Source organism: Embleya sp. NPDC008237 (genome assembly GCF_042956465.1).
Taxonomy (GTDB): domain Bacteria; phylum Actinomycetota; class Actinomycetes; order Streptomycetales; family Streptomycetaceae; genus Embleya.
The window spans coordinates 384,784-407,682 of the sequence record NZ_JBIBGL010000009.1; the positions used below are offsets into that span (position 1 = coordinate 384,784).

Annotated in this window: 21 protein-coding genes; 16 read left to right on the forward strand and 5 right to left on the reverse strand. The window is 71.3% G+C overall.

Translation table 11 applies throughout. From position 1 onward, the window contains the following. Positions 1 to 205: 205 nt before the first annotated feature. Positions 206 to 736, forward strand: coding sequence for a hypothetical protein (locus ACFZBU_RS24910; RefSeq protein ID WP_391585834.1), 531 nt, complete (start codon positions 206 to 208; stop codon positions 734 to 736). A 123-nt stretch (positions 737 to 859) separates the two neighbouring features. On the opposite strand, the gene ACFZBU_RS24915 is transcribed toward ACFZBU_RS24910, so the two are convergent. After that, complete coding sequence (locus ACFZBU_RS24915) at positions 860 to 1,615, reverse strand: GntR family transcriptional regulator (RefSeq protein ID WP_391585835.1); 756 nt, start codon at positions 1,613 to 1,615, stop codon at positions 860 to 862. Between the two features lie 108 nt (positions 1,616 to 1,723). On the opposite strand from ACFZBU_RS24915, the gene ACFZBU_RS24920 reads away from it, so the two are divergent. Both ACFZBU_RS24920 and ACFZBU_RS24925 read left to right on the forward strand, forming a co-directional pair. Then, positions 1,724 to 2,098, forward strand: a complete 375-nt coding sequence (locus ACFZBU_RS24920; RefSeq protein ID WP_391585836.1) for an ATP-binding protein — start codon at positions 1,724 to 1,726, stop codon at positions 2,096 to 2,098. Between the two features lie 237 nt (positions 2,099 to 2,335). Beyond that, positions 2,336 to 2,491 (forward strand): hypothetical protein, encoded by a 156-nt coding sequence (locus tag ACFZBU_RS24925; protein ID WP_391585837.1) that lies wholly within the window; start codon positions 2,336 to 2,338, stop codon positions 2,489 to 2,491. A 73-nt stretch (positions 2,492 to 2,564) separates the two neighbouring features. Here the strand turns inward: ACFZBU_RS24925 and ACFZBU_RS24930 are convergent, their stop codons facing one another. Next, positions 2,565 to 3,434 (reverse strand): alpha/beta fold hydrolase, encoded by an 870-nt coding sequence (locus ACFZBU_RS24930; protein WP_391585838.1) that lies wholly within the window; start codon positions 3,432 to 3,434, stop codon positions 2,565 to 2,567. A gap of 77 nt (positions 3,435 to 3,511) precedes the next feature. Between ACFZBU_RS24930 and ACFZBU_RS24935 the strand changes: the two genes are divergently transcribed. Then, complete coding sequence (locus tag ACFZBU_RS24935; protein ID WP_391585839.1) at positions 3,512 to 4,402, forward strand: helix-turn-helix domain-containing protein; 891 nt, start codon at positions 3,512 to 3,514, stop codon at positions 4,400 to 4,402. Between the two features lie 339 nt (positions 4,403 to 4,741). Here ACFZBU_RS24935 and ACFZBU_RS24940 read toward each other — a convergent pair whose 3' ends face one another. Beyond that, positions 4,742 to 5,581, reverse strand: a complete 840-nt coding sequence (locus tag ACFZBU_RS24940) for an NAD(P)H-binding protein (protein ID WP_391585840.1) — start codon at positions 5,579 to 5,581, stop codon at positions 4,742 to 4,744. Positions 5,582 to 5,701: 120 nt separating this feature from the next. On the opposite strand from ACFZBU_RS24940, the gene ACFZBU_RS24945 reads away from it, so the two are divergent. After that, entirely contained in the window at positions 5,702 to 6,628 is a 927-nt protein-coding gene (locus ACFZBU_RS24945) for a LysR family transcriptional regulator (RefSeq protein ID WP_391585841.1), read from the forward strand. A 26-nt stretch (positions 6,629 to 6,654) separates the two neighbouring features. On the opposite strand, the gene ACFZBU_RS24950 is transcribed toward ACFZBU_RS24945, so the two are convergent. Next, the gene (locus ACFZBU_RS24950; protein WP_391585842.1) at positions 6,655 to 7,302 is read right to left on the reverse strand and encodes a TetR/AcrR family transcriptional regulator; all 648 of its coding nucleotides are present in this window, start codon (positions 7,300 to 7,302) and stop codon (positions 6,655 to 6,657) included. 181 nt (positions 7,303 to 7,483) lie between these two features. Between ACFZBU_RS24950 and ACFZBU_RS24955 the strand changes: the two genes are divergently transcribed. The 8 genes from ACFZBU_RS24955 to ACFZBU_RS24990 all read left to right on the forward strand — a co-directional run bounded on the left by ACFZBU_RS24955 (position 7,484) and on the right by ACFZBU_RS24990 (position 14,762). Then, positions 7,484 to 8,053, forward strand: coding sequence for a 2-oxoacid:acceptor oxidoreductase family protein (locus ACFZBU_RS24955; RefSeq protein ID WP_391585843.1), 570 nt, complete (start codon positions 7,484 to 7,486; stop codon positions 8,051 to 8,053). Further along, the gene (locus ACFZBU_RS24960) at positions 8,050 to 8,385 is read left to right on the forward strand and encodes a ferredoxin family protein (RefSeq protein WP_391585844.1); all 336 of its coding nucleotides are present in this window, start codon (positions 8,050 to 8,052) and stop codon (positions 8,383 to 8,385) included. Before ACFZBU_RS24955 ends, ACFZBU_RS24960 begins: the two co-directional genes overlap by 4 nt. Next, positions 8,382 to 9,563 (forward strand): hypothetical protein, encoded by a 1,182-nt coding sequence (locus tag ACFZBU_RS24965; RefSeq protein ID WP_391585845.1) that lies wholly within the window; start codon positions 8,382 to 8,384, stop codon positions 9,561 to 9,563. Before ACFZBU_RS24960 ends, ACFZBU_RS24965 begins: the two co-directional genes overlap by 4 nt. Beyond that, positions 9,560 to 10,486: a thiamine pyrophosphate-dependent enzyme gene (locus ACFZBU_RS24970; protein ID WP_391585846.1), complete on the forward strand. Its 927-nt coding sequence runs from the start codon at positions 9,560 to 9,562 to the stop codon at positions 10,484 to 10,486. Before ACFZBU_RS24965 ends, ACFZBU_RS24970 begins: the two co-directional genes overlap by 4 nt. Beyond that, complete coding sequence (locus tag ACFZBU_RS24975) at positions 10,483 to 11,601, forward strand: D-2-hydroxyacid dehydrogenase (protein ID WP_391585847.1); 1,119 nt, start codon at positions 10,483 to 10,485, stop codon at positions 11,599 to 11,601. The genes ACFZBU_RS24970 and ACFZBU_RS24975 overlap by 4 nt, the downstream gene beginning before the upstream one ends. A gap of 114 nt (positions 11,602 to 11,715) precedes the next feature. After that, complete coding sequence (locus tag ACFZBU_RS24980; RefSeq protein ID WP_391585848.1) at positions 11,716 to 12,072, forward strand: hypothetical protein; 357 nt, start codon at positions 11,716 to 11,718, stop codon at positions 12,070 to 12,072. A gap of 92 nt (positions 12,073 to 12,164) precedes the next feature. Next, entirely contained in the window at positions 12,165 to 13,802 is a 1,638-nt protein-coding gene (locus ACFZBU_RS24985) for a class I adenylate-forming enzyme family protein (protein ID WP_391585849.1), read from the forward strand. A gap of 279 nt (positions 13,803 to 14,081) precedes the next feature. After that, the gene (locus ACFZBU_RS24990) at positions 14,082 to 14,762 is read left to right on the forward strand and encodes a hypothetical protein (RefSeq protein WP_391585850.1); all 681 of its coding nucleotides are present in this window, start codon (positions 14,082 to 14,084) and stop codon (positions 14,760 to 14,762) included. 73 nt (positions 14,763 to 14,835) lie between these two features. Here ACFZBU_RS24990 and rph read toward each other — a convergent pair whose 3' ends face one another. Continuing rightward, on the reverse strand, positions 14,836 to 17,439 hold the full coding sequence (gene rph / locus ACFZBU_RS24995; RefSeq protein ID WP_391585851.1) for a rifamycin-inactivating phosphotransferase: 2,604 nt from the start codon (positions 17,437 to 17,439) through the stop codon (positions 14,836 to 14,838). 456 nt (positions 17,440 to 17,895) lie between these two features. On the opposite strand from rph, the gene cyaB reads away from it, so the two are divergent. The 3 genes from cyaB (at position 17,896) to ACFZBU_RS25010 (ending at position 22,865) form a co-directional block, all read left to right on the forward strand. Further along, positions 17,896 to 18,492: a class IV adenylate cyclase gene (gene cyaB, locus ACFZBU_RS25000; RefSeq protein WP_391585852.1), complete on the forward strand. Its 597-nt coding sequence runs from the start codon at positions 17,896 to 17,898 to the stop codon at positions 18,490 to 18,492. A 103-nt stretch (positions 18,493 to 18,595) separates the two neighbouring features. Beyond that, positions 18,596 to 20,119: a hypothetical protein gene (locus tag ACFZBU_RS25005; RefSeq protein ID WP_391585853.1), complete on the forward strand. Its 1,524-nt coding sequence runs from the start codon at positions 18,596 to 18,598 to the stop codon at positions 20,117 to 20,119. A 625-nt stretch (positions 20,120 to 20,744) separates the two neighbouring features. After that, a complete protein-coding gene (locus ACFZBU_RS25010) occupies positions 20,745 to 22,865 on the forward strand; it encodes a phosphocholine-specific phospholipase C (protein ID WP_391585854.1) in 2,121 nt (706 codons plus the stop codon). Positions 22,866 to 22,899: the final 34 nt, after the last annotated feature.

Genomic DNA, 22,899 nt, shown 5'->3' on the forward strand with positions numbered 1-22,899 from the left:
ACACCACACCCCCGGACCAACGACCAATGGCCCCGGAAGCAACGCGGGCGCCACCCGGATGGTCCGGGGTTCATCGAGGCCCTCGCTCCCTTTCCCGTGACCGGACCGGAAGTCGGACCGTTTCCTGCGAGAGGCGCGGGCGAAACGCGGTCCGTACCCCGCTTCGCGGGAGGCCGCGTGCAGGCGCGACTCGTACTGTTCGGCCATGACGTTTCCCACCGCGCGGTTCGAAGGATGCTTTCCCGAGCTCTTCGGCTTCGTGCTGCTCGATGCCACAGGGCTCGACGATGTCGGTGGAGGCAGCCCCGTCGGCAGGAATCTGCTGCGGCTGTTCAGCACGAGTGAGCAGGGCGACCGGGTCGTACGGGACGGCATCGCGATTCCCGCGCAGAACATCGATCCCGGCTTCTACACCGTGCTCGTACGCCACGCCTGGAGCCCTTCACCGTGGCAGGACCCCAAGGTGACCTCCACCGGGTGGGTTCTGCACGTCCGGTCGGGAGAGCTGCTGCTGTGCGGCCTGGGCTACCTCACGCAGTGGACGCCCGACCATCCCCGGCATCGTCGCGTTTCCGTACCACCCGGCTGGTACGAAGTGGAGGTCCACGGACATCTCTTGGCCCCCGACGCCCCTGACGACGCCGCCTACGAGTTCGTCCTGAGCGGCCCGACCGCCGCCCGACCCACGTTCCATGCCGACCTCGACCACGGCCTCAACCTCTTCGACAACGACTGATCACATCGGGCTCATTCATCCAGAGGTCGTCGCATAACCGTGGAAGTCGACGTCGGCGTCCCGGCCGGCTGACGGGTGTGGCCCCTGCGTTTGGGCTGTGGCTCGGGCGGTCCGTGAGCGTCGTCAGGTCGGCTCGATCGGCAGCCGGTAGACCAGGCTGAAGCGCGAGACCGGTACCAGGATGTCGGCCGTCTCGACCGGCCGTCCGGACGAATCGCAGTACGTACGTCGGATTACGAGCACGATCGTGCCCGCGGGCTCGCCCAGGAGCGTAGCCTCCTCGGCCAGTGCCGGCCTGGCCGTGATGTCCTCCTCGGCGTCGGTGACCTCGATCCCGATCGCCGCCATGCGCTCGACCACGCCGCGACCCGCGAGCGGACCGTCCTCCGGCATCAGGATCGGCTGCCCATCGGTGATCGCAAGCGGTTCGTACGAATACGACACCATCACCGGGACGCCGTCCGCGTGAAACACATACCGGGTGCGCATGCATCGGGCGCCGGCCCGGACCTGTAGCCGTGCCGCAATATCGGCCGGAGCCTCGGCAGTACCCGAACTCGACGACCAGGTACCGGCTTGGCCGCGCCCGGCCATCGAGGCTGCCCAGGGCGAGCCCTCGCGCTCGCGGCGAGGATGGCGAACCAGTCGGCTGAGTATGGGCTGTTCACGCACGTAGGTGCCCGAGCCGGATCGCCCTTCGGCCAGGCCCTCGGCAACCAGCAGCCGCAGCGCGGACAACGCAACCGTCTCGGATACCTCGTACCGCGCGCTGATTTCGGCCCGGGACGGCACCCGCGCCCCGGGCGGAAGCGTCCCGTCGAGAATCTGCCGACGCAGATCGGCGGCGACCCGCTGGTAGGCGGGTGTCTCGTACGACATGGCGCGCGCTCCCTTGCTCGGCGATGTACGCGTACAGGTTGACAAGCTGTAGCTACAGGAACAAGCTGTAGTCACAGCTCGTACGGAATGTGACCGTTTGGGAGTGCCGTGGCCGAGCCCATCGAGTCCACCGTGACGCTGCCGACCACGCCCGTGATGGCCGGAGTCGCGCGCGTCCATGTGGCCCTGATCCTGGCGGACACTCCGCGCCTCGACGACGCACTCGTAATCGCGTCCGAACTGGCGACCAGTGCAATCCGGTTCGGCGGCGCAGACGACTTCACCATCACGGTCGCCGTGCACGGTCAACGTGCACGCATCACGGTCAGCGATACCGGCCGCCGGCGGTGGATCGATCGAGGCAGCGTCGATCCGTTCGGGTACGGGATCGGCCTGGTCGCCCTGCTCGCCGACGAGTTCGGTCACGACCGCATCGACGGCACCAGCGCCGCCTGGGCCGAGATCACCTGGAGGACATCATGAGCACCGGAATCGAGCCGACTCTCCCAGCCGCCCCCGTGACCGTGACCCTGCCCGCGTGGACTGTGCGGCTCGCGCCGAGCGGGCGTGTGGAGCGCGGCTACGGGTGTTCGTGGCACCGGCAGACGACGAGCCCGGTGTCGTCGCCCACGTCCAGGAACACCACCGACTCGTCCTCCTGCACCACCTCGCCCGACACCGACCCGACCTGATCCCCACGGTCACCCCACCCGACCCCGCATGTGCCTGGGTCGCGTCCCGATCACCGGCCTGACCGTCGACCAGGCCGGTGAACTCCACACCCGCCTCGGCCGATGGCTCGACAGCGAAGGCAGCCGCGCCGCCATCACCGACCGCGACATCATCCACCGCATGACACCCACCGGCACTTCCTGACCACCGGCCACGTCGGTACCGCACCTCAACGGAAGGCGACGCGGACGGGGACGCCGTCCTGTTCGCGCCGGTGTCAAATGTCGTTTCGGGGTCGGGTGGCGTGGGTTGTGGTGAACGGGAGGAGTAGGGCGGCGGTTTGCTGGGGGTCCTCCACGATGGGGGTGTGGCCGGAGCCGGGGAGGAGTTCGACGGTTGCGCCCGGGACGACGCGGTAGTCGGCGGCCGATGACGGGCGCCATCGGCGGTCCTGGTCGCCGAAGATCACCTGGAGCGGCTTGCCGAGGGTCTTCAGTCGGTCGGGGAGCGTCCGTTGGTCCAGATAGGCGCGGGACGCCCGCATGGACGTGGTGAACGCGTGGTGGGTCATGCCGCGCATATCGTCGACGAGCTCTTGCGGGATTCGAAAGCCCGCCCGAAAGGCCGTGGTTGCGAAGTGCCGGACCTGTTCATCGGTCGGCGGCCAGTGCTCGGGGCCGATGGCGGCGGATTCCGTCGCGACGAAGGCGTCCAGGCCGGGACCGGTGTTGACGAGCGAAAGCGCGGTCACCAGGTCGGGGCGCTGCTCGGCGAGGGCGGTGGCGGCATAGCCACCGCTGGAATGGCCGACGACGACGGCGTGCTCGACCCCGAGCCGGTTAAGTGCCGCGCCGACCGTGCGGCCCTGCTCGGTGATCTCGTAGCCGTGGTCGGCCGGTTCGGACGACCGGCCGTGGCCGAGCAGGTCGATCCGGACGACGCAATGTGCCGTGGTCAGCAGCGGAACGAGTCGGTCCCACGAGCGGGTCGAGGAGGCCGACCCGTGGATGAGCACGAGCGCGGGGGCGTTGCGGGGGCCGTCCCGGCGGACGTACACGTCGCCGTGCTCCAGGGGCAGGCGCGAGTCTTCGGTGGTTGCCGCGGCAGCGCCGTCGTTCACCTGCGGTCGATCGTCGGGAAGAGTCATGGGCTCAGCGTCGCCGCCGGGGTGTACCGGTGGATTGTACGAATGTTCCGTCCCCGGGCCCCGCGTAACCTGTGACGATGCGGTTCACCGCGAATGCGCGTGAGGATCCGGCTGCGTGGGACGTGGCGCGTCCACGCCGGGCCGGCCCGATGGCAGGCGTCGACATGGCCGGGTTCAGTGTTCCCGGCCCGCTCAGGGGTGGCTTGCGGGTGGTCCCGCACCCGGCCGTGATGCTGATCCTGGAGTTCGGGGCGAGCCGGCCCGTCGTGGACGACGGCGCCGTGCGGCGGCGTCGGGGAAGTGTCGTCGCCGGGCCCGGGTTCGGGTGCGGAGGCGCGGTCCGGGCGTGGGGCGAAGACGTCGCGTGCGTGCAGGTCCGTCTGTCGCCGGTGGTGGCCCGCACGATTCTGGGCGTCGGCCCGGCCGACCTGGACGGCGCCCTGGTGGACCTGGAGGACCTGTGGGGCCGGGAGGCGTCACGAATTCGCGAGCAACTGGCGGAAGCCCACTCGTGGCAGGACCGCTTCGCGTTGACGCAGGCGCTGCTCGCCCGCCGATACGAGCCACGATCGCCGGTGGATCCGGAGGTGGCCCGGGCCTGGCACCGGATCGGGGTCGGGCGTGGCCTGGTCCGGATCGACCGACTGGCGGCCGAACTCGGTTGGAGCCGCAAGCGCCTGTGGACCCGGTTCCAGGCACAGATCGGCATACCACCCAAGCGCGCCGCGAAACTGGTCCGCTTCGACCACGCCGTCCACCGCCTGGTCGCGGGTGACACCGCGGCCCGAGTCGCGGCCGAGTGCGGCTACACCGATCAGTCCCACCTGCATCGGGACGTCACCGCGTTCACCGGACTGACCCCGGCGACCGTGGCCGGCGAACCGTTCCTGACGATCGACGACATCGCCTGGCCGACCAGGCAACTCCCGGCCACAACCCGCGTGTCAGCCACCCGTGCCGGCCGATGATCGATCATTTGGCGTTCGGCACGCGGGAGCTCACCTGGATCCCGAGACGGTCGGTGTCGGAAGGGGTTGTTCGCGCACCGGGTCGCGCCGATGCCGATCCAGTGGCCGCCCACCCGCCGTCACCGCGGCGTCCGCGGTGTTCCCAGTGTCCGCGGTGCTCCCGGGGCCGGGTCGGACCCGCGTCCCTCGACAGACGTGACGACGGATGGCCGGGCGACATGCCGGAACCTGAACGCCCCCGTACGTGCACCGATCAGTGCGACCCGTCGAGCCTCGCGTCGCCTCGACGAACGCGTGATCGTCGCCGCGCTCAGGGCCGGCATCGCCCGGGAGGGGAACTTACGAGGCGTCCGCGTTCCACGTTCCGGCGGCGGCAGTGGCGCGGGCGTAGTCGGCGAAGTCCCTCGGCGCACGTCCGAGGACTTGGCGGACGCCGTCCTCCAAGTGCGCGTTGCGGCCGTCGAGCACGGTGGTGAAGAGGTAGATGAGGAAGTCGATGTCGTCGTGGGGCAGGCCCGCCTCCTTGAGCACCACCGCGTAGTCGTCCGCGCCGACGGGCACGAAGTCGATGTGGCGTCCGGCCGCGGCCCCGATCTCTGCGACGGCGTCGGCGAAGGTGAGCAGGCGGGGACCGGTCAGTTCGTAGATCCGCTCGTTGTGCCCGTCCTCGGTGAGTACGGCGACGGCGACGTCGGCGATGTCGTCCGTGTCGACGAAGGGCTCGGGAATATCACCGACGGGCAGGACGACCTCGCCTTCGAGGACCGGCCCCACGAGGAAGTTCTCGCTGAAGTTCTGGCTGAACCAGCTTGCGCGCAACACGGTCCAGGCGATCCCCGAGTCCGCCACGATGCGCTCGCAGACCTGGGCCTCCTCCTCGCCCCGCCCGGACAGCAGCACGAGGTACTGCACGCCTGCACTCGTCGCCGCCTGGGTGAAGGCCTCGATCGCGGCAGAGGCTCCGGGGACTGCCAGGTCCGGGTAGAACGACACGTAGACAGCGCTCACGTCCCGCAACGCCGGAGCCCACGTCGCCGGATCCTCCCAGTCGAACGCCGGGTCGGCACTGCGTGAGCCCACCCGTACGTCGACCTCGCGCTCTCGGAGTCGCTCCACGATCCTGCGACCGGTCTTGCCCGTTCCACCCAATACCAGAATTCGGCTCGAATGCTGCGTCATGTCACGTCCGTTCGGCGTCGCGAATGTGTGCCTCAACGATCGATCAGCCGCAGGCCCGGAACAATAACGTCTTGATCAACTATCGTTGAGCAGCACGCAACGATCAAGAAGGGGGCGGTCGTGGAGCGCTACGAGATCGAGGCATTCCTCGCGCTCACCGAGACGCTGCACTTCGGTCGTGCGGCGGAGCAGCTGGGGGTGTCCACCGGTCGCGTCAGCCAGACCATCAGCAAACTCGAACGCCGCATCGGCGCGCCCCTGTTCGACCGGACCAGCCGCCGCGTCTCGCTCACGACGATCGGCGCCCGTTTCCACGACGATCTGCGTCCGGGCTACGAGCAGGTACAAAAGGCACTGGCGCACGCGATCATGGCCGCCCGCGGCTTCGACGGTCCCCTGCGGGTCGGCTTCCTCGGCGCCGCTGCGGGCGGGTTCGTCATGCAGGTGGCTCGCGCCTACCGCGCCGAACACCCCGCCTCCGACGTGCTCATCCACGAACTCCAGATGAACACCAGCATCTCGGACCTGCGCGATCACCGCACCGACATGGTCCTCAACACCCGCCCCATAGTCGAACCGGACATGGTCACCGGCCCCACCCTGTGGGGCGAGCCCCGCTACCTTGCCGTCTCCTCCCGGCACCCCCTGGCCGCCCGGTCGCAGGTCAGCCAGGAGGACCTGACCCGCGTCACGCTGTTGCGCATGCCCGACAACGCGCCCGCCTCCATCTCCGAGGACCGGGTCCCCCGCGTGACCCCGCAGGGGCGGCCCATCGCACACGGGGCACGCGTGTCCTCCTTCCAGGAGGCGCTGGCCATGGTCGGGGCCGGCGAAGGCGCCTTCACCGTCGGAAGTCAGGTGATCCGCTTCTACACCCGCCCCGACGTGGCCTACATACCCTTCACCGACGCCGCCCCCATCGAATGGGGCTTCCTGTGGCGCGCCTCGCACGAGACCGCCCGTATCCGGGCCTTCCACGACAAGGCCGTTGCCCTGCGGCCGTCACCCCCACACGACAACACCCAAACGGCGATGCGAACTCGCTAGCGCGGCACCAGGTCGTCGCCGCCCGGTCAGCCGCTCGCCAGGCCCACCCCCGCCAAGGCGAACCGCACCGTGTGGTCGGTGGTGTCGGGCGTGACCGCCGTGCCGGTGCGCAGGTGGTCGTGCAGGGTGGCCAGGGTCAGGCGGTAGACCGCGAGCGCGTCGGCGGCCGGATCCCGGGTCGGCGCCGCGGCCAGCGCCTCGCGGAGCGGGCGGACCATCGCCTCGACCGAGTCGCGTTGTTCGGCGGGGAACAGGTCGGCCAACCGGTCCTGGTGGGCGACGAACGGGCGGGTGCGCGCGGCGGCGACCGGGTCACCGGCCTGGGCGAGGACGCCCTCGATCCAGGCCGCGACCTTGCCGGCGGTGTCGGGTGCGGCCGATATCCGGCGGTCCAGGTACGCGGCCATCCGCCGCCGGCCGTCGTCGAGCAGCGCGACGAGCAACTCGTCCTTGGACCGGAAGTGTCGGTAGAACGCCTGATTCGACAGCCCGGACTCGCGCATGATGTCGCGCATCGTCGGATCCAGGCTGCCGGTGCGCTCGACCACCCGGTAGGTCGCGTCGACCAACCGCCGCACCTCCTCCTCGTACGCCGCCCAGCGCGCCTCCAGCGGCCGGCGGACCGCGCTGCCCATCAGGCCGGCGGAGTTCGCCGCCGCTTCGATCCCGTCCACCGGCGATCCCCGCTTTCCATCCCACGACGCTCTTGTTTGTCGGAACGCCTCATCCTACTATCCGGAACAACGTTCTGACACATACCTCCACCGTTCCCAACGGCAAGACACACGAGGCACGAGAACACGAGGCACGAGACACGTCCCGCAGGTCCTCCCAGGCATCCGCGAAGGGGTTCCCATGCAGCGCGAGGTTCTACTGACCGGGATCGGCGGCCAAGGCATCCAGCTCGCCACCGCGCTGTTGGCCGCCGCCGCGGTGGCCGAGGGTCGGCATGCGATGTACTTCGGTTCGTACGGCGGCATGATGCGCGGCGGCAACTCGGACACCACGCTGGTCCTGGGCGACGACCCCATCGACAGCCCGCCGACGATCGGCTCGGCCTGGTCCGCCCTGGTCCTGCACCCCGCCCACGCGAGCGGCGTCTACTCACGGCTGCACGACGACGGCCTGCTCGTGCTCAACACGAGCCTGTGCGATCCGGTCGACACACCCACCATCGGCCGGCTCGTCCCCATCCCCGCCTCGGAGTTGGCCGCGAGCAGCGGCAACGCCTCGGCGGTGACGATGATCGCGCTCGGCGCGTACGCCGCAGCCACCGCGGTCGTCGGCCTGGACACCCTCCTGGCCACGGCGGCCGAGGTGCTGCCGCCGTACCGGACGCAGCACGCCGAGGGCATCCGCAGCGCGCTGCGGGTGGGACACGCGCACGCCGGACCGGCGCTGCGGGCCTGGCCGGTGTGCGCATGACCGCCCACGAACCGGCCGGCCGCGAGTTCGAGGCCGCCCATGAACCCGCCACCCACGCACCTGCCACCCACCCCGACGGCCCCGTGCTCAGCAAAGGCACCCTCGTCATCGACGTCGACGCCTGCAAGGGCTGCGACCTGTGCATCGACGCATGCCCCGTGGACGTGTTGCGCATGACCGTCGACGACGTCAACGACCGCGGCTACCGCTATCCGCAACTGCTGCCGGGTTGCATCGCCTGCAAGGCGTGTTCGGCGATCTGCCCGGACTTCGTCTTCCAGGTCTACCGGTACGACGAACCCCGCGACGAAACCGGAGGCACCGGCGGATGAACAAGATCGGCCCTCGGCCACCCGTACTGCCCGGTTCGGCCGCCATCGGCGAGGCGATGATCGCGGCCGGTTGCCGGTTCTTCGCCGGCTACCCGATGACGCCGTTCACCGAGGTGCTCGAACACATGGCCGCCCGACTGCCCGAGGTCGGCGGCGTCTGCGTCAACGCGGAGAGCGAGTTGGAGGCGGTCGGGATGGCGTGGGGCGCCGCCGCCACCGGTACGCCGGCCGCGACCGGATCGACCGGGCAGGGGCTCTCCCTGATGCAGGAGTCGCTGGCCGAGATCGTCTATGCGCGGCTTCCGCTCGTGGTGCTGAACATGGCCCGCGCGCAGGGCGACTACTTCCAGGCCACGCGCGGCGGCGGGCACGGCGACTACCGGCATCTCGTGCTCGCGCCGTGCGATGTGCGCGAGGCGGTCGAGTTGACCCAATACGCGTTTCATCTGGCCGAGTTCTGGCGCAGCCCGGTGCTGGTGATGGGCGACTACTACCTGGCCCACACGCACGTCTCGGTCGACGTCCGGCCCCGCGACTTCGGCCCGCTGCCCGCACGGGACTGGGCCCTGGACGGCTCGACGGGCGGTACCGGCGCGGCCAGGCTCGTCTCGCCGCTGTCCGATCGCAAGCAACGGCACGCCGGCGATCGCACGGACGCCGGCTACGACCTGGCCGAGTTCTACACCCGGCACGGCGGCGCGATGGAGCGCATGGTCGCCGAGACCGAGCCCCGCGCGGAGACCGGTTTCCTGGCCGATGCCGAGGTCGTGGTGGTCGCGTACGGGACGCCTGCGCTGTACGTGCGTCAGGCCGTCCGCGAGCTGCGGGAGCTGGGCCTGCGGGTCGGCTACGTGCGGCCGATCACGCTGGTGCCGTTCCCGAGCGAGATCGTGCGCGCCGCGGCGGCGGGCGCGCGGCTGGTGGCCGTGTACGAGAACAGCGGAGGACAGATGGTGGACGACGTACGCCTGGCCGTGCTGGGCGCGGTGCCGGTGCGGTTCATCGGTCGGCTCAGCCTGGATTCGTCCGGCTTCGGCATCGCGCCCGACCTCGAAGTCGGCGCGATGCGGCGCCGGATCGAGGCCGCGTTCGGGCCGGACGACGACGGACCGGCCAGGGTTCCGGATCCGCACGCCCACCCGGCCGGCGAATCCCGGCGAGCGGCGGAGCCACGATGAGCGCCGGAACACCGACCGGCGGCGGGTCGGTGACGAACCCCGGAACGCCGACCGGCAACAAGTCGGTGACGAACCCCGGGACTCCGGCGGCGGCGCCCCGAACCGGCCCACAGCCCGCCGGGCGTCGCGAACTGCCGGTCCTGACCACCACGACCGCCGCGCCCACGTGCGGCGCCCGGCTCGTGCACGACTTCACCCCCGACCTGATCGACGTCGGGGCGCACCACCTGTGTCCGGGGTGCGGCGAGCCGATCGCGATGCGCTCGATGGTCGAGCAGGTCCAGGAACTCGACCAGGTCGCCAAGGCGATCGCGGTATTCGGGATCGGCTGCTACACGGCCTACTCCAACAACCTCGACATCGAGGTCCTGCAAGCACTGCACGGCCGGGCGCCGTCGCTGGCGACCGGCGTCAAGCGCTGTCGGCCGGACACTCTCGTGTTCACCGTGCAGGGCGACGGCGACATGGTCAACGAGGGCCTCCAGGAAGTGCTGCACACGGCGGCGCGCGGCGAGAACGTCACGTGCTTCATGCTCAACAACGGTGTCTTCGGCGAGACCGGCGGGCACATGACCGCCACGACCGTGCTCGGCCAGCGTACGAAGAACACCCTCGGCGGGCGCGACGCGGCCGAACACGGCTACCCGATCCGACTCGCCGATCTGATCGCCGAACTCGACGGCGCCGCGTACGTCGCGCGCGGCGCGGTCAACGACATCGTCAACATCACCCGCACCGCCCGGATGATCAAGAACGCGTTCCGCACCCAACTGCGCGGCGACGGCTTCTCGTTCGTGGAAATCCTGACCATGTGCCCGACCGGCTGGTTCGTGGACACCGCCGCCGCGCCTGACTACCTCGCGAACACCCACGCCGCCACGCACACCCTCGGCGTACTGAAGGACCGGAGGACCTCCGCGTGATCCACCCGCCCGGGCCCGAGCACGGGCCCGTCCCCGACGCCCACCCCCGCGAGCAGCGGCCGATCGTCGTCGGCATCATGTACCCGTCCGCCTGGGACATCCGTCCGGCATCCGAGCTCGCGGCCGATCTGGACGCGGTGCGCGCACTCGATCCCAGGCTGGAGATCGTGGACTGCCGCTACGTCGAGCCCGAGGAACTGCGCACCGCGCGCGGCCGGCCGGACGCCGCGACCCGCCCTGCGCTGCGCGAACTGGCTCCCGTGTTGACCGCCGAGCAGCGCAACCTGCTGGCCCGGGCCGAGATCGTGCTGGTGGCCGACCTGCCGTTCGACGTGGCGGACCTGGCGCCGAGGCTGCGCTGGGTGCAGAGTTGCGCGGCGGGCAACGGGCAACTGCTCTCGGCGGGGCTGCCCACCGAGCGCATCCGGCTGACCACGGCGGCGGGCGTGAACGGCGCGCCGATCGCCGAGTTCGTCTTCGCCCGGCTGCTCGCCTTCTTCAAGCGGCATCGCGACCTGGATGCGCTCCAGGACACGCGGCGCTGGAAACCCGCCTTCGGCGGACTGGTCCGGGGCAAGACCCTCGGGCTGATCGGCGTCGGCGGGATCGGGTCGCAACTGGCGTGCCGGGCACAGGCGTTCGGGATGATCGTGCATGCGACCCGGCGGCGTGTGGAGGTGCCCGCCGAGTACGTGGACCGGCTCTTCCACCCGGACGACCTGCACGAGATGCTGGCCGGCTGCGACGCGGTGGTGTCGGCGGCGCCGGAGACGGCGGACACGGTCGGCACGATGAACGCCGCCGCATTCGCCGCGATGCGCGAGGGCGCGTTCTACTGCAACGTCGGTCGTGGCTCGTTCGTCGTCGAGCCCGACCTGATCGCCGCACTGCGCGGCGGCCGGTTGGGCGGCGCGGCGCTGGACGTGGTCGCGGCCGAACCGCTGCCCGCCGACGACCCGCTGTGGGACGCGCCGAACCTGTACCTGTCGGCGCACTGCTCCAGCGCGGCTCTCGAACACTTCACCGAGGTGTTCCGGCTCTTCCGCGACAACCTGGCCCGGTATCTCGCGGGCGAGGAGCTGCGCAACCGGGTCGATCCGGATGCGGGCTGCTGAAGGCCGGCCGGCCCCGGAAGGGGCGATGCCCGAAGGCACCGCCCACGTGATCGACCGACCGATCGACCCATCGACCGACCCATTGATCCACCCACTCACCCAAGGACGGATCGGATGAGCGACGAAACCACACCCGCAGCAGCAGAGCCGGCCGCCGAGCGCACTCTCGGCGGGATCGGTACCCGAGTCCTGTTCGAGGACGACAAGGTCCGCATCTGGGAGTTGGAGCTGGCTCCGGGCGCGCGCAGCGACGCGCATCGGCACGATTTGGACTACTACCTGATCCAGATCGCGGGCGACCGGATCGCGGTCGAGCCGGAACCGGACAGCCGGGGCGAGTACCGCGAGTACTTCGCCGCCGACGTGGTGCCCGGCGTGGTGGTGCCGATGCGGCGCGGCGGCGTGGAGACCGCAGTCAACGTCGGTGAGCAGCGTTATCACGAGATCATCGTCGAGCTGAAGGACCGCTGAACCGGCACGACGCGACACGGCACGGCACGGCAACGGCTGGGCGCAGTACGGCGTGGCCCGGCACGGAACGGCTCGACCGCCGACGAAAGGGCATGACCATGGGGCACGACGGTCTGGTGATCGGCGCCGTGTTCACGGGTGCGGCCAGGGCCGTCCCGGACCGGCCGGCGGCGGTCCTGGGGGACGACGCGCTCACCTTCGGCGAACTGGACGCGGCGGCTCATCGGACCGTACGCGCGCTGCGCGCCATCGGCGTCCGGCGCGGCGACCGGGTCGTGTGTTGGAACCGGACCACGCTCGACGTGCTGCCCGTGTTCGTGGCGCTGGCCCGGATCGGCGCGGTCTACGTCCCGCTCGGCCCGGCCCTGTCCGCCGCCGAGGCGACCGCGACGGCCCGGGTGGCCCGGCCCGCGCTGCTGATCGCCGACGACACGGTGCCGGGCGCGGCGGTGGGGGCCGCGATCGGGGTACCGGTGATCGGGCTGGGCACCCCTGCGGATCCGGCGGGCGCGGCGCCGACCCGGCCGGCTCCGCCGGTGGCTCGTGCCGCGCAGGCGACGGCAGCTGCACGGGCGACGGCAGCCGCGCCGACGCCGGACGTCGCCGAGGGCCCGGGCGAGACCGACCCGCACGTACTCTTCTTCACCTCCGGCAGCACCGGTCGGCCCAAGGGCGTGATCCTGTCCCACCGCACGAACGTGCTGCGCACCCATCCCGGTTCACAGCTCGAACCGCGCGGCGCGATGGTGTGCCCGTATCCGCTGTTCCACATGGGTGCGTGGACGATCGCACTGCAACAGTGGCAGGCGCGCGACACGGTGGTCCTGGTCGCCAGGGCCGACGGCGCGGAGATCGTCTCGGCCGTGCGCCGACACCGCGCGACCCGGCTCAACTGCGTGCCGGCGGTGTGGCAACGGGTACTGGACACGCTTGCGGCGGAGGGGCGGTCCGGGCCCGGCGGGTGCGGCCGGCTGGAATCGTTGCGCTTCGCCGACACGGGTACGTCCCGAACCCCGCCGGAGTTGCTCGCGGCCATCGCCGAGGCCGCTCCGAACGCGGTGCTCCGGGTCTTCTACGGCTCGACCGAGGCGGGCAACGTGGCCGCGCTGGACGGCGTGGACGTACCGCGCAAGCCCGGCAGTTGCGGCGTGCCCAGCCCGTACCAGGACGTCGAACTCGGTCCGGACGGCGAGGTGTGCGTGCGCGGACCGCTGCTGTTCGACGGCTACTTCGACGACGAGACGGCCACCCGCGCGGTGTTGCGGGACGGCCGCTACCACACCGGCGACCTCGCGACGGTGGACGTCGACGGCTACCTGAGCATCGTCGGCCGGGTCGGCGAGCTGATCCGCACCGGCGGCGAAGCGGTCGCGCCGGGCGAGGTCGAGGGCGTGCTGGCCGGGGCCGAGGGGGTCCGCGAGGCGGCCGTGGTCGGCCTGCCGGACCCGACCTGGGGCGAAATCATCTGCGCGGTCGTGGTGCCCGGCGATCCCGCGAACCCGCCCGACCTCGCCGCGTTGCGCGCCGCCTGCGCGGGTCGCGTGGCCGCACACAAACATCCGCGCCGGGTGGTGCACGCCACCGAACTGCCCCGCACGCTCGCGACCGGACAGGTGCTGCGCCGGCGCCTGGTCGAACGGATCGTGACGGAGGACGAATCGGGGCCGAACCCCACCCGGTGGCTTACGGCCGAGAAGGAAATGGGCCCGGTCGACGGATCGCCGCGGTGAAAGCGGTGGGCGGCGCGGCGAGCGCGCGGGCGCGGGCGCGGGCGCGGGCACGGCGGACTGTGCGCGCACGCCGGCCGGTGTGGACGCACCGAACGGCGTGGACTCCGCGGACGGTACGGACCCGCCCGACGCGCCCGCACCGGGATCGGTCGCACCGATCACCGACAATCCCTCGGGATGGCACCGAGCGTCCCGCTATGCTCGCGGGGAACGGTCGATCGACGGGAATCTCCGCCGCACATCGGGTGGTTCGGGGGCGCGATGATGAACGGAAACGAGATGCGGGGGCCCCGCGCGCAGGTGCCGCCGTGGACTCCGCTGGACGACTTCCTGCTCTACACATGCGACGTGGTCGCCGACGTGATCGAGGACCGCGTGGCGAAACGGCCGCTGGTCCCCAGCCCGATCCGATTGGATGCGGGCGATCGGGCGCTGGCCACGGGGCAGGCCGAGCGGTTCACCATGCGGGCGGCGGGTGACGGCAGCTACCGACACAGCAACATGTTCGTGTTCGGCGGCCCGGCGTTCGTGGTCGGCTCGCTGGCGGCCAACGCGATCGGCAACAACGTCCGGCGCAACAACGCCGCCCGCGCCGCGCAGCCGCGCTGGATGCCGGACGGCTTCGGCGAGGTCACGGTGACCCTGCGACACGTGCGCCTGGTGCATCCGATCGCGCCGCTGTCGCTGTACTGGAACGGCCTGGACGCGGTGGACCTGCCCGGCCCCGGCGTCTTCCAGGCCTCGTTCCAGGACACCTACGCGAACCGATACATGAGCGTCCGGCTGCACACCGGCTGGGCCTCGCTGATGTTCGCCCTGGCCGCGCTCGACTCCTTCCCGGCACACCCTCGGCTGCTCGCCGGCACCTGGCTCCCGCCGCACTTCGAACAGCACGCCGCCGCGCACGGCCACTACTGCCGCCCGGCGGCGAGACTGGCGATGCACCGGGCAAGCGGCTGACCCACCGGCGACGGCCCCGGCGCCGGCACCGGGGCCGTCGGAAGCCACGAACGAGGCTTCCCGGTGTGCTCGGTCAAGACAGGAACTCGACGTACCCTTCGGTTCCGTGCACGCGGATCCGCTGTCCGTCGCGGATCAGCCGGGTGGCCTGTTCCACGCCCACGACGGCAGGCAAGCCGTACTCCCGGGCGATCACCGCGCCGTGGGTCATCAGGCCGCCAACCTCCGTCACCAGGCCCGCGATTCCGACGAACAGCGGCGACCAGCTGGGGTCCGTGAAGGGGGTGACCAGGATGTCGCCCGCTTCGAGATCGGCCTCCGCCATGTCGAGGATGACGCGGGCCCGCCCCTCGATGGTCCCGGCGGAAACCGCCAGTCCGGCCAGGGCGCCGGCCGGCACGTCGTCACGCCGGTACGCCCCGGTGACGGCCTCGCCATCCGATGTGAGCACCCGGGGCGGTGTGAGCGCGTGGTACGACCGGAATGCGTCCTTGCGCCGCCGGATGAGCCGGTCGTCCACCCGGTTCGAGCGCACGACGTCGTGGAGTTCCTGAAACGTGAGGTAGAAGGCGTCCTCCTTCTCGGCAAGCACGCCGGCCTGCACGAGGCGCTCGGCCTCCCCCAGCAGGGCCTGCTTGTAGACGAAGTAGCGGCTGATGATGCCGTACTTGGGGTACTCCCGATATCCGATGAAGCTTCTGACCCGGTCGATCATCCGCTTGGTCTCGTCGGCTTTGCGGTCGCCGTCCGGCAGGGCCCGCAAGCGGGACAGCACTTCCTGTTCCTTCTTCCGCGCCTTCCGTCGCCCCTGCTCGAAGCGCCGCTCGGCCGCGCCCGGCTCGAAGTTCCGGACGTTGTCGAGGATCACGGGCACGAGTGTGTCGGGACGCTCGCGCCAACGCGGCCTGGTGATGTCGATCTCGCCGACACAACGCATGCCGTACCGATCGAGGTAGCCCTCGATGGCGTCGCGCGCCTCGGTCCCGCCCTCGATCTCGGCCAGCTCTTCCAGGAAGTTCTCGTCCCGGACGCCCTGCAAAAACGCCACCACCTCCGCCCGCGGGCGGATCACGTCCGCGACGTCGAGCAGCGCCAGTCCCATCTGGGACGTGACGTTGTCGGGAGCGGACAGCGTCAGCGTGTCGGCCGCGTTCTTCTCGCCCAGCCACTCCTGCAGCTTGTCGTTGAGCCACCAGGTGGCCTCCATCGCCGCCATGATCGCCCGAAGGTTCAGCGGATCACCGAGGACTCGCTTGTGCTCCTCGAAGGCCGCCGGCAGGAAGTCGAACAGCGCCGGTCCGGTCTTCGTCCGGATGTCCCGCTCCAGGGCGGCGATGGACGCCCGGCTGCGCTCGATCAGCTCGGTGACGATGGCCGGATCCGCCTCGGTCGGGGCGGACGCGCCGCCGGTGGGCGGCCCGCCGGGGTCTGCGTCCGGGAGCGAAGGGACGAAATCGTCGCGGTCGAGGACGGTCTCCAGAGCGTCCCTGATCAGCGGATCGCTTCTCCCTATGACGTCCAGGAGGCCGGCGCGGCTCACGGGCGAGGCCAGGCGCCGGGTGACGTCGACGAACAGCCTTCCGCCGGCCTCGTGCATCGGCACCATGGCCGTCAGCCGCCACATGGAGAGCCCCAGGGGCTTCATCGGGTCGGTCATCATCTGCCCATGACCGACGGAGACGTAGACGTGATTCTCCCGGTCGCCGGCCTCGGTGACGGGAACGGGGAACAGCGTCGTGATCGGCCGGCTCTGCACGATCCGGAAGCCGTCGTCGACCAGGCACCATTCGATGTCCTGCGGGCGACCGAAGTGTGCTTCGATCCGTCGTCCGAGCTCCACGAGCCGCACGACCTGAGCGTCCGTCAGCGCCGGCTGCTCCTGCCGCTGCGCGTCGATCGCCACTTCCCGCGTGCCCCCGGCCGGCAGGGCCTGCACGGCACGCTGTTTGGCGGCGATCGCCTTGGCGACGATCTCGCCGTCCCGCACCTTGAAGACATCCGGGTTCACCAGGCCGGAGACCAGGGCCTCCCCGAGGCCGAAGCCGGCGTCCACGGTGGCGACCTTCCGGTTGCCCGTGAGGGGGTCGGCGGTGAACAGGATGCCGGCCGCATGCGGGAAGACCATCCGTTGCACGACCACGGCCATCCGGACCGTACGGTGGTCGATGCCGTTCCGCAGGCGGTAGATCACGGCCCGCTCGGTGAACAGCGAGGCCCAGCACCGGCTGACGTGTCGGAGGATCGCAGTCGGCCCCACGACGTTCAGGTAGGTGTCCTGCTGGCCGGCGAAGGAGGCCGTCGGCAGGTCCTCCGCCGTCGCGCTGGATCGAACGGCGCAGCCGGCCTGCTCGCCGAGCCCGGCGAGCGCGCGGGTGATCGCCGCCGCGACATCGCCCGGGATGGCGATCCCTTCGATGGTTCGACGGATCTGCGCGCCGAGCGCGCCGATCGCCTCCCGCTCGTCCGGGTTCAACCGCGACAGGCGGTCGAGTCGATCGTCGATCGAGGGCGCCTCCGCCAGGATCCGCCGGAAGGCGTCCGTCGTCACACAGAACCCATCCGGCACGCCGATGCCTTCGATCCGGGACAGCTCGCCCAGATGCGCGCCCTTGCCACCGACGACCGCGACCTGCGTCTCGTCGATCTCTCGCAGATCCGACACGTACTGCTCGGTCATCGCGACACCTCCGGGCCGGCCGTGCTCGACTCCACCGCGGCGGCCGATCGCCTCACCGGCGCCGGCGCCCGAAACCGCACCGCCGGTCCCACCGCCGGTTCGACGTCACCGCGTCCCTCATCCGTCGACAACAACACAGGCACGACGTGGCCCCATTTCCGCAGGTTGTGGCTTCGGCCGACGATTCTGCGCGGTGACCGGGGTCTTGCCGCAAGTCCCCCGGTGCGCTATAGCTTGGTAGTGGCGGGGAGAGCGATCTCCCTGCCTTTCCTTTGCGCCGAGGTGTGATCGCCCGGCCGCCGGGATCGGTGACCGCGTTCCGGCCCGTCCGCGCACCCATGCTCGTCGCCGCGCGCTCGGCGACCTCCGCACCCGAACGGCGGTGCACCATGGGACCCACTCGATGTCTCGAATCGGTGGACGGATCGATCGGTGTGAGCGGAGGCGGGCCGGGCGGTGATCGAGGTGGAGTTGAAGGCTCGGGTGGGTGATGTGCCGGGTCTGGCCGGTGCCCTGGAGCGGCTCGGGGCCGGCGGGCGGGAGGAGGTGTATGTGGACACCTACTACGACGACGCCGATCGGGCATTGGCGGGCGGGGACCGGGAGTTGCGGATCAGGACGGTGCGGGGCGAGGGTACGACGGTGTCCGTGCTGACGTACAAGGGTGCGCGGGTCGAGGCGGTGTCGGGGTCGAAGCCCGAGCACGAGACGCGCGTCGAGGATGCCGCCGGTGCGGATGCGGTGCTGCGCGGGCTCGGGTACGTCCCGACGATCCGGTTCGAGAAGCGGTGTCGGAACCACGCCTTCGAGCGGGAGGGTCGACGCCTGCTCGCGTCCCTGGTGGAAGTACCGGAGTTGGGTGAGACGTTCGTCGAGATCGAGACCCTGGTGGCGGACGACGACGGGGTGGCCGCGGCGCTGGAGGTGGTGCGGACGGTGCTTGCCGACTTGGGGGTACCGCGCGAGGCGGTGACGACCGAGACGTACACGGAGACGGTGGCGGCGGCGCGCAGGCTCCGGGGAGAAGCACAACAGGCCCCGGGATCGGGGTGATCGGATCGATTTCCGGACCGTTCGCGGCCTGTTCGGTTAGTCCTTTCGGGTGTTGGGGTCGAATGCGGCTTCGGGGCCGGGCCCGGTGCGGTAGACAGGGGGCATGTCTCTGAAGACGCGTGCCGCCAGGGTCGGCTCGATGGATGTGAACCGCATGGCCCCGGTGGAGTTGCGGGTGTTCGCGCTGTTGGCCGCAGCGGCCGCGGCGGGGCAGAGCATCACCATCCGCGAGGTCGCCGGACTCGCCGGGCCCAACGGGCGCACGATCGGCTCGCGCAGCGCGATGAGCATCGCCGGCGACCTGGTCGACAGCGGCCTGTTGGCGCTGACCCCGGCACCGACCGCGGTCGGCCTGGACGGGCCCATCCAGGTGTCCGTGGCCGGCCGGGATACGGCGGAGCCCGCACCCGCGCCCGCCTCCGCACCGGTGCTGCCGCGGCCCTCGTCGCCGCTGCTGCCCGAGTTGCGCGAGCCGATCGCACCCGTGGCCGCCGTGCCGCCGACCCGAAACGCCCGCACGGCGCCGGAGCCGCGGTCGTCCAAGGAGGCCCGCCGCCCGCGCGAGCCCAAGGGCTCCAAGGACGGTGAGCAGACCGGCCTCAAGCGGTTCGGCGTGCTCACCGTGCCGCCCGGTCTGCCGGAGCCGCTGCTGGCCGAACTCACCGCGATCGTCGAGGGGTTCCGCGCGCACCAGGCCGGCGGCGCCGCCGATCTGACGGTCGTCGCGGAGTTGACCAAGCGCAAGGCCGCCGCGCTCACCGTGTGGGCCGACGCACCGTATCCGCTCGGCACGGGCCTGGTCCGGGCCGAGGCCGAACGGGCCCACCGGGCGTACGAGACCACCCTCCAGCAGTTGGCCCAGCAGCGCGGCATCCCGTGGGAGAGCGCCCGCCCCGGCGCGGAGCCGGGCGGCCACTGGGCGGTGAGCGGACTCGGCGAGCCGGTGCGCGGCGCGCTGACCTACATCGGCCGGACCGCACCCGGCACCGCCCCCGTCGCGCGACTGCTCGCGTTGGTCTGCCTGTTGCGCGGAGTCGGCACGGGCGTGGCCAACCTGACCGGGCCGGACCTGCGCGGCGTGTGCGGCAAGGAGGCCGAACTCGCGGTCGGCGAACTGACCGCGTCCGGGTGGCTCACCGTGGACGTCGAGGACCTGCTGGCGACCGAGGAGGACCCGGTCGGGTGCGGTGTCCCCGGCGCCGAGGGCTTCTCGTTGGGCAAGTTGCCCAGGACCCGGTCCTCGGGTTGGGTCGCCCGGCTGATCGCGCACAAGAAGCTGCGCAAGCAGCCCGCACACGTACGGCTGGCCGCACTGGGCATCACCGCCCACTCGGACGCGAAGGGCGACACCCGCGTGGAGGTCGCGTTCCTCACCGGCCTCACCGCGACCACGGCCGAACAGGTCGCGGCCGCCGCCGACACCCTGGTGACGGAGGGCTGGCTGGCCGAGGCCCACATCGAGGACGGCGAGCTGCGCGGCCGGATCGCCCCGGACAACCTGATCTTCGTGGAGGCACTGCGCACGAACACGCCGGTGCAAACCCTCCAGGCGGCAGCCAAGGCCGCGGCAGCCGAAGCCGCGGCAGCGGCGGAGGCCGGCACCACTTCGGATGCGGCGCAGGTCTAGGGACAAAGTCCCCGGCCTGGCGGCGAAGCCGGACGGTCGGGCTCGCCGCGAGGATGACGGGGAATCCGACCCCACCGGCACGTCCGGCGCGCGACCACCTCGGCCGACACGTACCCGGTGAGCCGGACGGCCATCGTCCGAGGGCCGGCTGCCCGGGGGGCTCCGACCGCACGTCCGGCGCAACGTGTGGCCGCCGGCCGTCGGTCGTCACCCACGGCGGCGCGGTGCCGTCGGCTTGGACGAGGTCACCTCGGCCGACGCGTACCCGGTGAGCCGGACGACCTCGCCCCAGGGCCGGCGGCCCCGATCGCCGGAGGCGCCGTACCCGGGGTTCCGAGGCACCCGCCCCGCCCGCCGGGCGCTTCGGGGTCGGCGCGGGACACCCCCGCGCGCTGCGCCGATCGACGCGTGTGCAGCGGATCGCAGCCCCGTACGCCGGCGGAAGTTTGCCTGGCCGTCACCCGCGATCCGCTCCCCGGTCGACGGCGGACCGATGAACTGCGTTCGTCCGAACACCTGCGCACGCCCGAACCATCCCCGTACGTGCGAACAGCTCGGCACACCCGAACCACCCCATCCGTGCGACCCCTCGCACGGGCGCTCCCCGCATCCGAAAGGGCTCTTCGTGTCGGCCTCCCCCCAGCCTCCCTCCGGCGTATCCCGCCGCCGCCTGTTCCAGCTCGGCGCGGGCGGCGCGGGACTTGCCGTCGCCGGCTCGCTCCTGCCGCCGTCCGTACAGCAGGCCCTCGCCTCCCCGCCCCGGCGCGGCGGGTTGAAGGCGATCAAGCACGTGGTCGTGCTCGTCCAAGAGAACCGGTCCTTCGACCACTACTACGGCATGCTGCGCGGCGTCCGGGGCTTCGGCGACCGCAATGCGATCCGGCTCCGGGACGGGCGCGCCGTGTTCGAGCAGCCGGGCGGCCCCGCCGGTCGCGTACTGCCGTTCTCGATACGCAAGGCGGCCCAGGAGGCGTCCAAGGACCTGCAGTACATCGGCGACCTCGACCACGGCTGGGACGGCGGGCACAAGGCCTGGAACGACGGCTGGAACGACGGCTGGATCGGCGCCAAGACGCCCGCCACGATGGCCTACTACGACCGTACCGACCTGCCGTTCCACTACGAGCTGGCGGACACGTTCACGATCTGCGACGCGTACCACTGTGCGCTGCCGTCGTCGACCTCGCCCAACCGCAACTACCTGGTCAGCGGCTACACCGGCTACGAGCCCGGCAGCAGCACCCGGCGCGCGATCGACAACGCCGCCTACTCCGAGGACACCCACGCGGGCTACTCGTGGACCACCTACGCCGAGCAGCTCCAGCGCGCGGGCCGGTCCTGGAAGGTCTACCAGGAGTGGGACAACTACCAGGACAACAACCTGGAGTTCTACGCCTCCTTCAAGCAGGTCGCCCGCAAGGCGCTGGCCGCCGCCGGCGACTTCAAGAGCCTGGACTCGTTCTACGGCAAGCTCGGCGGACTGCCGGCCGCCGAGCAGGAAGCGCTGCTGGCCAAGCTGGAGCAGGGCGTCGCCGCGCTCCCGGCCGCCGACCGGGCGCTGTACGAGCGTGGTCTGCGGCGCGGCCGACCGCACTCGCTGGCGGACGCGCTGCGCGCCGACATCGCGGCGGGCACCCTGCCCGAGGTGTCCTACCTGGTGCCCTCGGCGGCCGACTCCGAGCACCCGGGCGCGTCCTCGCCGGCCGCCAGCGCGACGATCACCTACCAGGTGCTGGATGCGATCGCGTCCAACCGGGAGGTCTGGGACTCGACCGTCGTGCTGCTGACGTTCGACGAGAACGACGGCTTCTTCGACCACGTGCCCGCGCCGTGCCCGCCGGAGGAGGTCACGGACGAGTACTACAAGGGACTGCCGATCGGGTTCGGCGCCCGCGTGCCGATGATGATCGTGTCGCCGTGGACCGTCGGCGGGTACGTCTCCTCGGAGATCTTCGACCACACCTCGGTGACCCGATTCCTGGAAACCTGGACGGGAGTTCGCGCGCCCGACATCAGCGCGTGGCGGCGCACCGTCTCCGGTGACCTGACCGGCGTCTTCGACTTCGACCGGGCCCGCCGCTCGAACGTGCCGCCGCGCCCGGCCCCGGCCCCGGCGTTCACCTCGCGCTGGCGGCCCACGCCGCCGGTCGACCAGAAGCTGCCCGAGCCCGAGCGCGGTCGCCGCCCGGCCCGCCCGCTGCCGTACCAGCCGGACGCCTCCGCTCGGCTGGACGCCGCCAAGCGCACGCTGACGCTCGACCTCGCCAACGGCGGGCAGTCCAGCGTGCACCTCCAGCTGTTCCCGTACTCGGGCGAACTGCCCAAGCCCAAGCACTACGACGTGCGCGGGCGGCGCTCGGACACGTTCACGCTCAAGGGCGACCGCTACGACCTGACGCTGGTGGGCCCGAACGGCTTCCGCCGCGAGTTCGCCGGGACCACCGCGACCGCCGGCGCCGAGGTCACCTCGCGGATCCGCAGCACGGGTCGGATGCTGGATCTGGAACTGACCAACCACGGCAAGCAGTCGGTGACCTTCACGCTCACCCCGAACGCCTATGGCGTCGGCTGCTCCGACCGCGAGCGTACGATCACCCTCAAGCCGGGCCGGGACCGTACGGTGCACTGGTCGACGGGTTCGGCCGACGGCTGGTACGACGTCACGGTGACGATCGAGGGCAGCGACGGCTTCACCCGACGCCTGGCCGGCCACATCGAGAACGGCCGGGAGAGCGTCAGCGGCTGACCGGCGGATCGACCGGCAGGTCGCGGCGGCGACC

Excerpts from the sequence above, each read along its gene's own strand:
- ACFZBU_RS24970 (WP_391585846.1), top strand. The coding sequence starts at position 9,560 with ATGAGCGCCGGAACACCGACCGGCGGCGGGTCGGTGACGAACCCCGGA.
- ACFZBU_RS24925 (WP_391585837.1), top strand. The coding sequence starts at position 2,336 with ATGTGCCTGGGTCGCGTCCCGATCACCGGCCTGACCGTCGACCAGGCC.
- ACFZBU_RS24935 (WP_391585839.1), top strand. The coding sequence starts at position 3,512 with ATGCGGTTCACCGCGAATGCGCGTGAGGATCCGGCTGCGTGGGACGTG.
- ACFZBU_RS24915 (WP_391585835.1), bottom strand. The coding sequence starts at position 1,615 with ATGTCGTACGAGACACCCGCCTACCAGCGGGTCGCCGCCGATCTGCGT.
- ACFZBU_RS24960 (WP_391585844.1), top strand. The coding sequence starts at position 8,050 with ATGACCGCCCACGAACCGGCCGGCCGCGAGTTCGAGGCCGCCCATGAA.
- ACFZBU_RS24940 (WP_391585840.1), bottom strand. The coding sequence starts at position 5,581 with ATGACGCAGCATTCGAGCCGAATTCTGGTATTGGGTGGAACGGGCAAG.
- ACFZBU_RS24980 (WP_391585848.1), top strand. The coding sequence starts at position 11,716 with ATGAGCGACGAAACCACACCCGCAGCAGCAGAGCCGGCCGCCGAGCGC.
- ACFZBU_RS24955 (WP_391585843.1), top strand. The coding sequence starts at position 7,484 with ATGCAGCGCGAGGTTCTACTGACCGGGATCGGCGGCCAAGGCATCCAG.
- ACFZBU_RS24965 (WP_391585845.1), top strand. The coding sequence starts at position 8,382 with ATGAACAAGATCGGCCCTCGGCCACCCGTACTGCCCGGTTCGGCCGCC.
- ACFZBU_RS25005 (WP_391585853.1), top strand. The coding sequence starts at position 18,596 with ATGTCTCTGAAGACGCGTGCCGCCAGGGTCGGCTCGATGGATGTGAAC.
- rph (WP_391585851.1), bottom strand. The coding sequence starts at position 17,439 with ATGACCGAGCAGTACGTGTCGGATCTGCGAGAGATCGACGAGACGCAG.
- ACFZBU_RS24910 (WP_391585834.1), top strand. The coding sequence starts at position 206 with ATGACGTTTCCCACCGCGCGGTTCGAAGGATGCTTTCCCGAGCTCTTC.
- ACFZBU_RS24985 (WP_391585849.1), top strand. The coding sequence starts at position 12,165 with ATGACCATGGGGCACGACGGTCTGGTGATCGGCGCCGTGTTCACGGGT.
- ACFZBU_RS24930 (WP_391585838.1), bottom strand. The coding sequence starts at position 3,434 with ATGACTCTTCCCGACGATCGACCGCAGGTGAACGACGGCGCTGCCGCG.
- ACFZBU_RS24990 (WP_391585850.1), top strand. The coding sequence starts at position 14,082 with ATGCGGGGGCCCCGCGCGCAGGTGCCGCCGTGGACTCCGCTGGACGAC.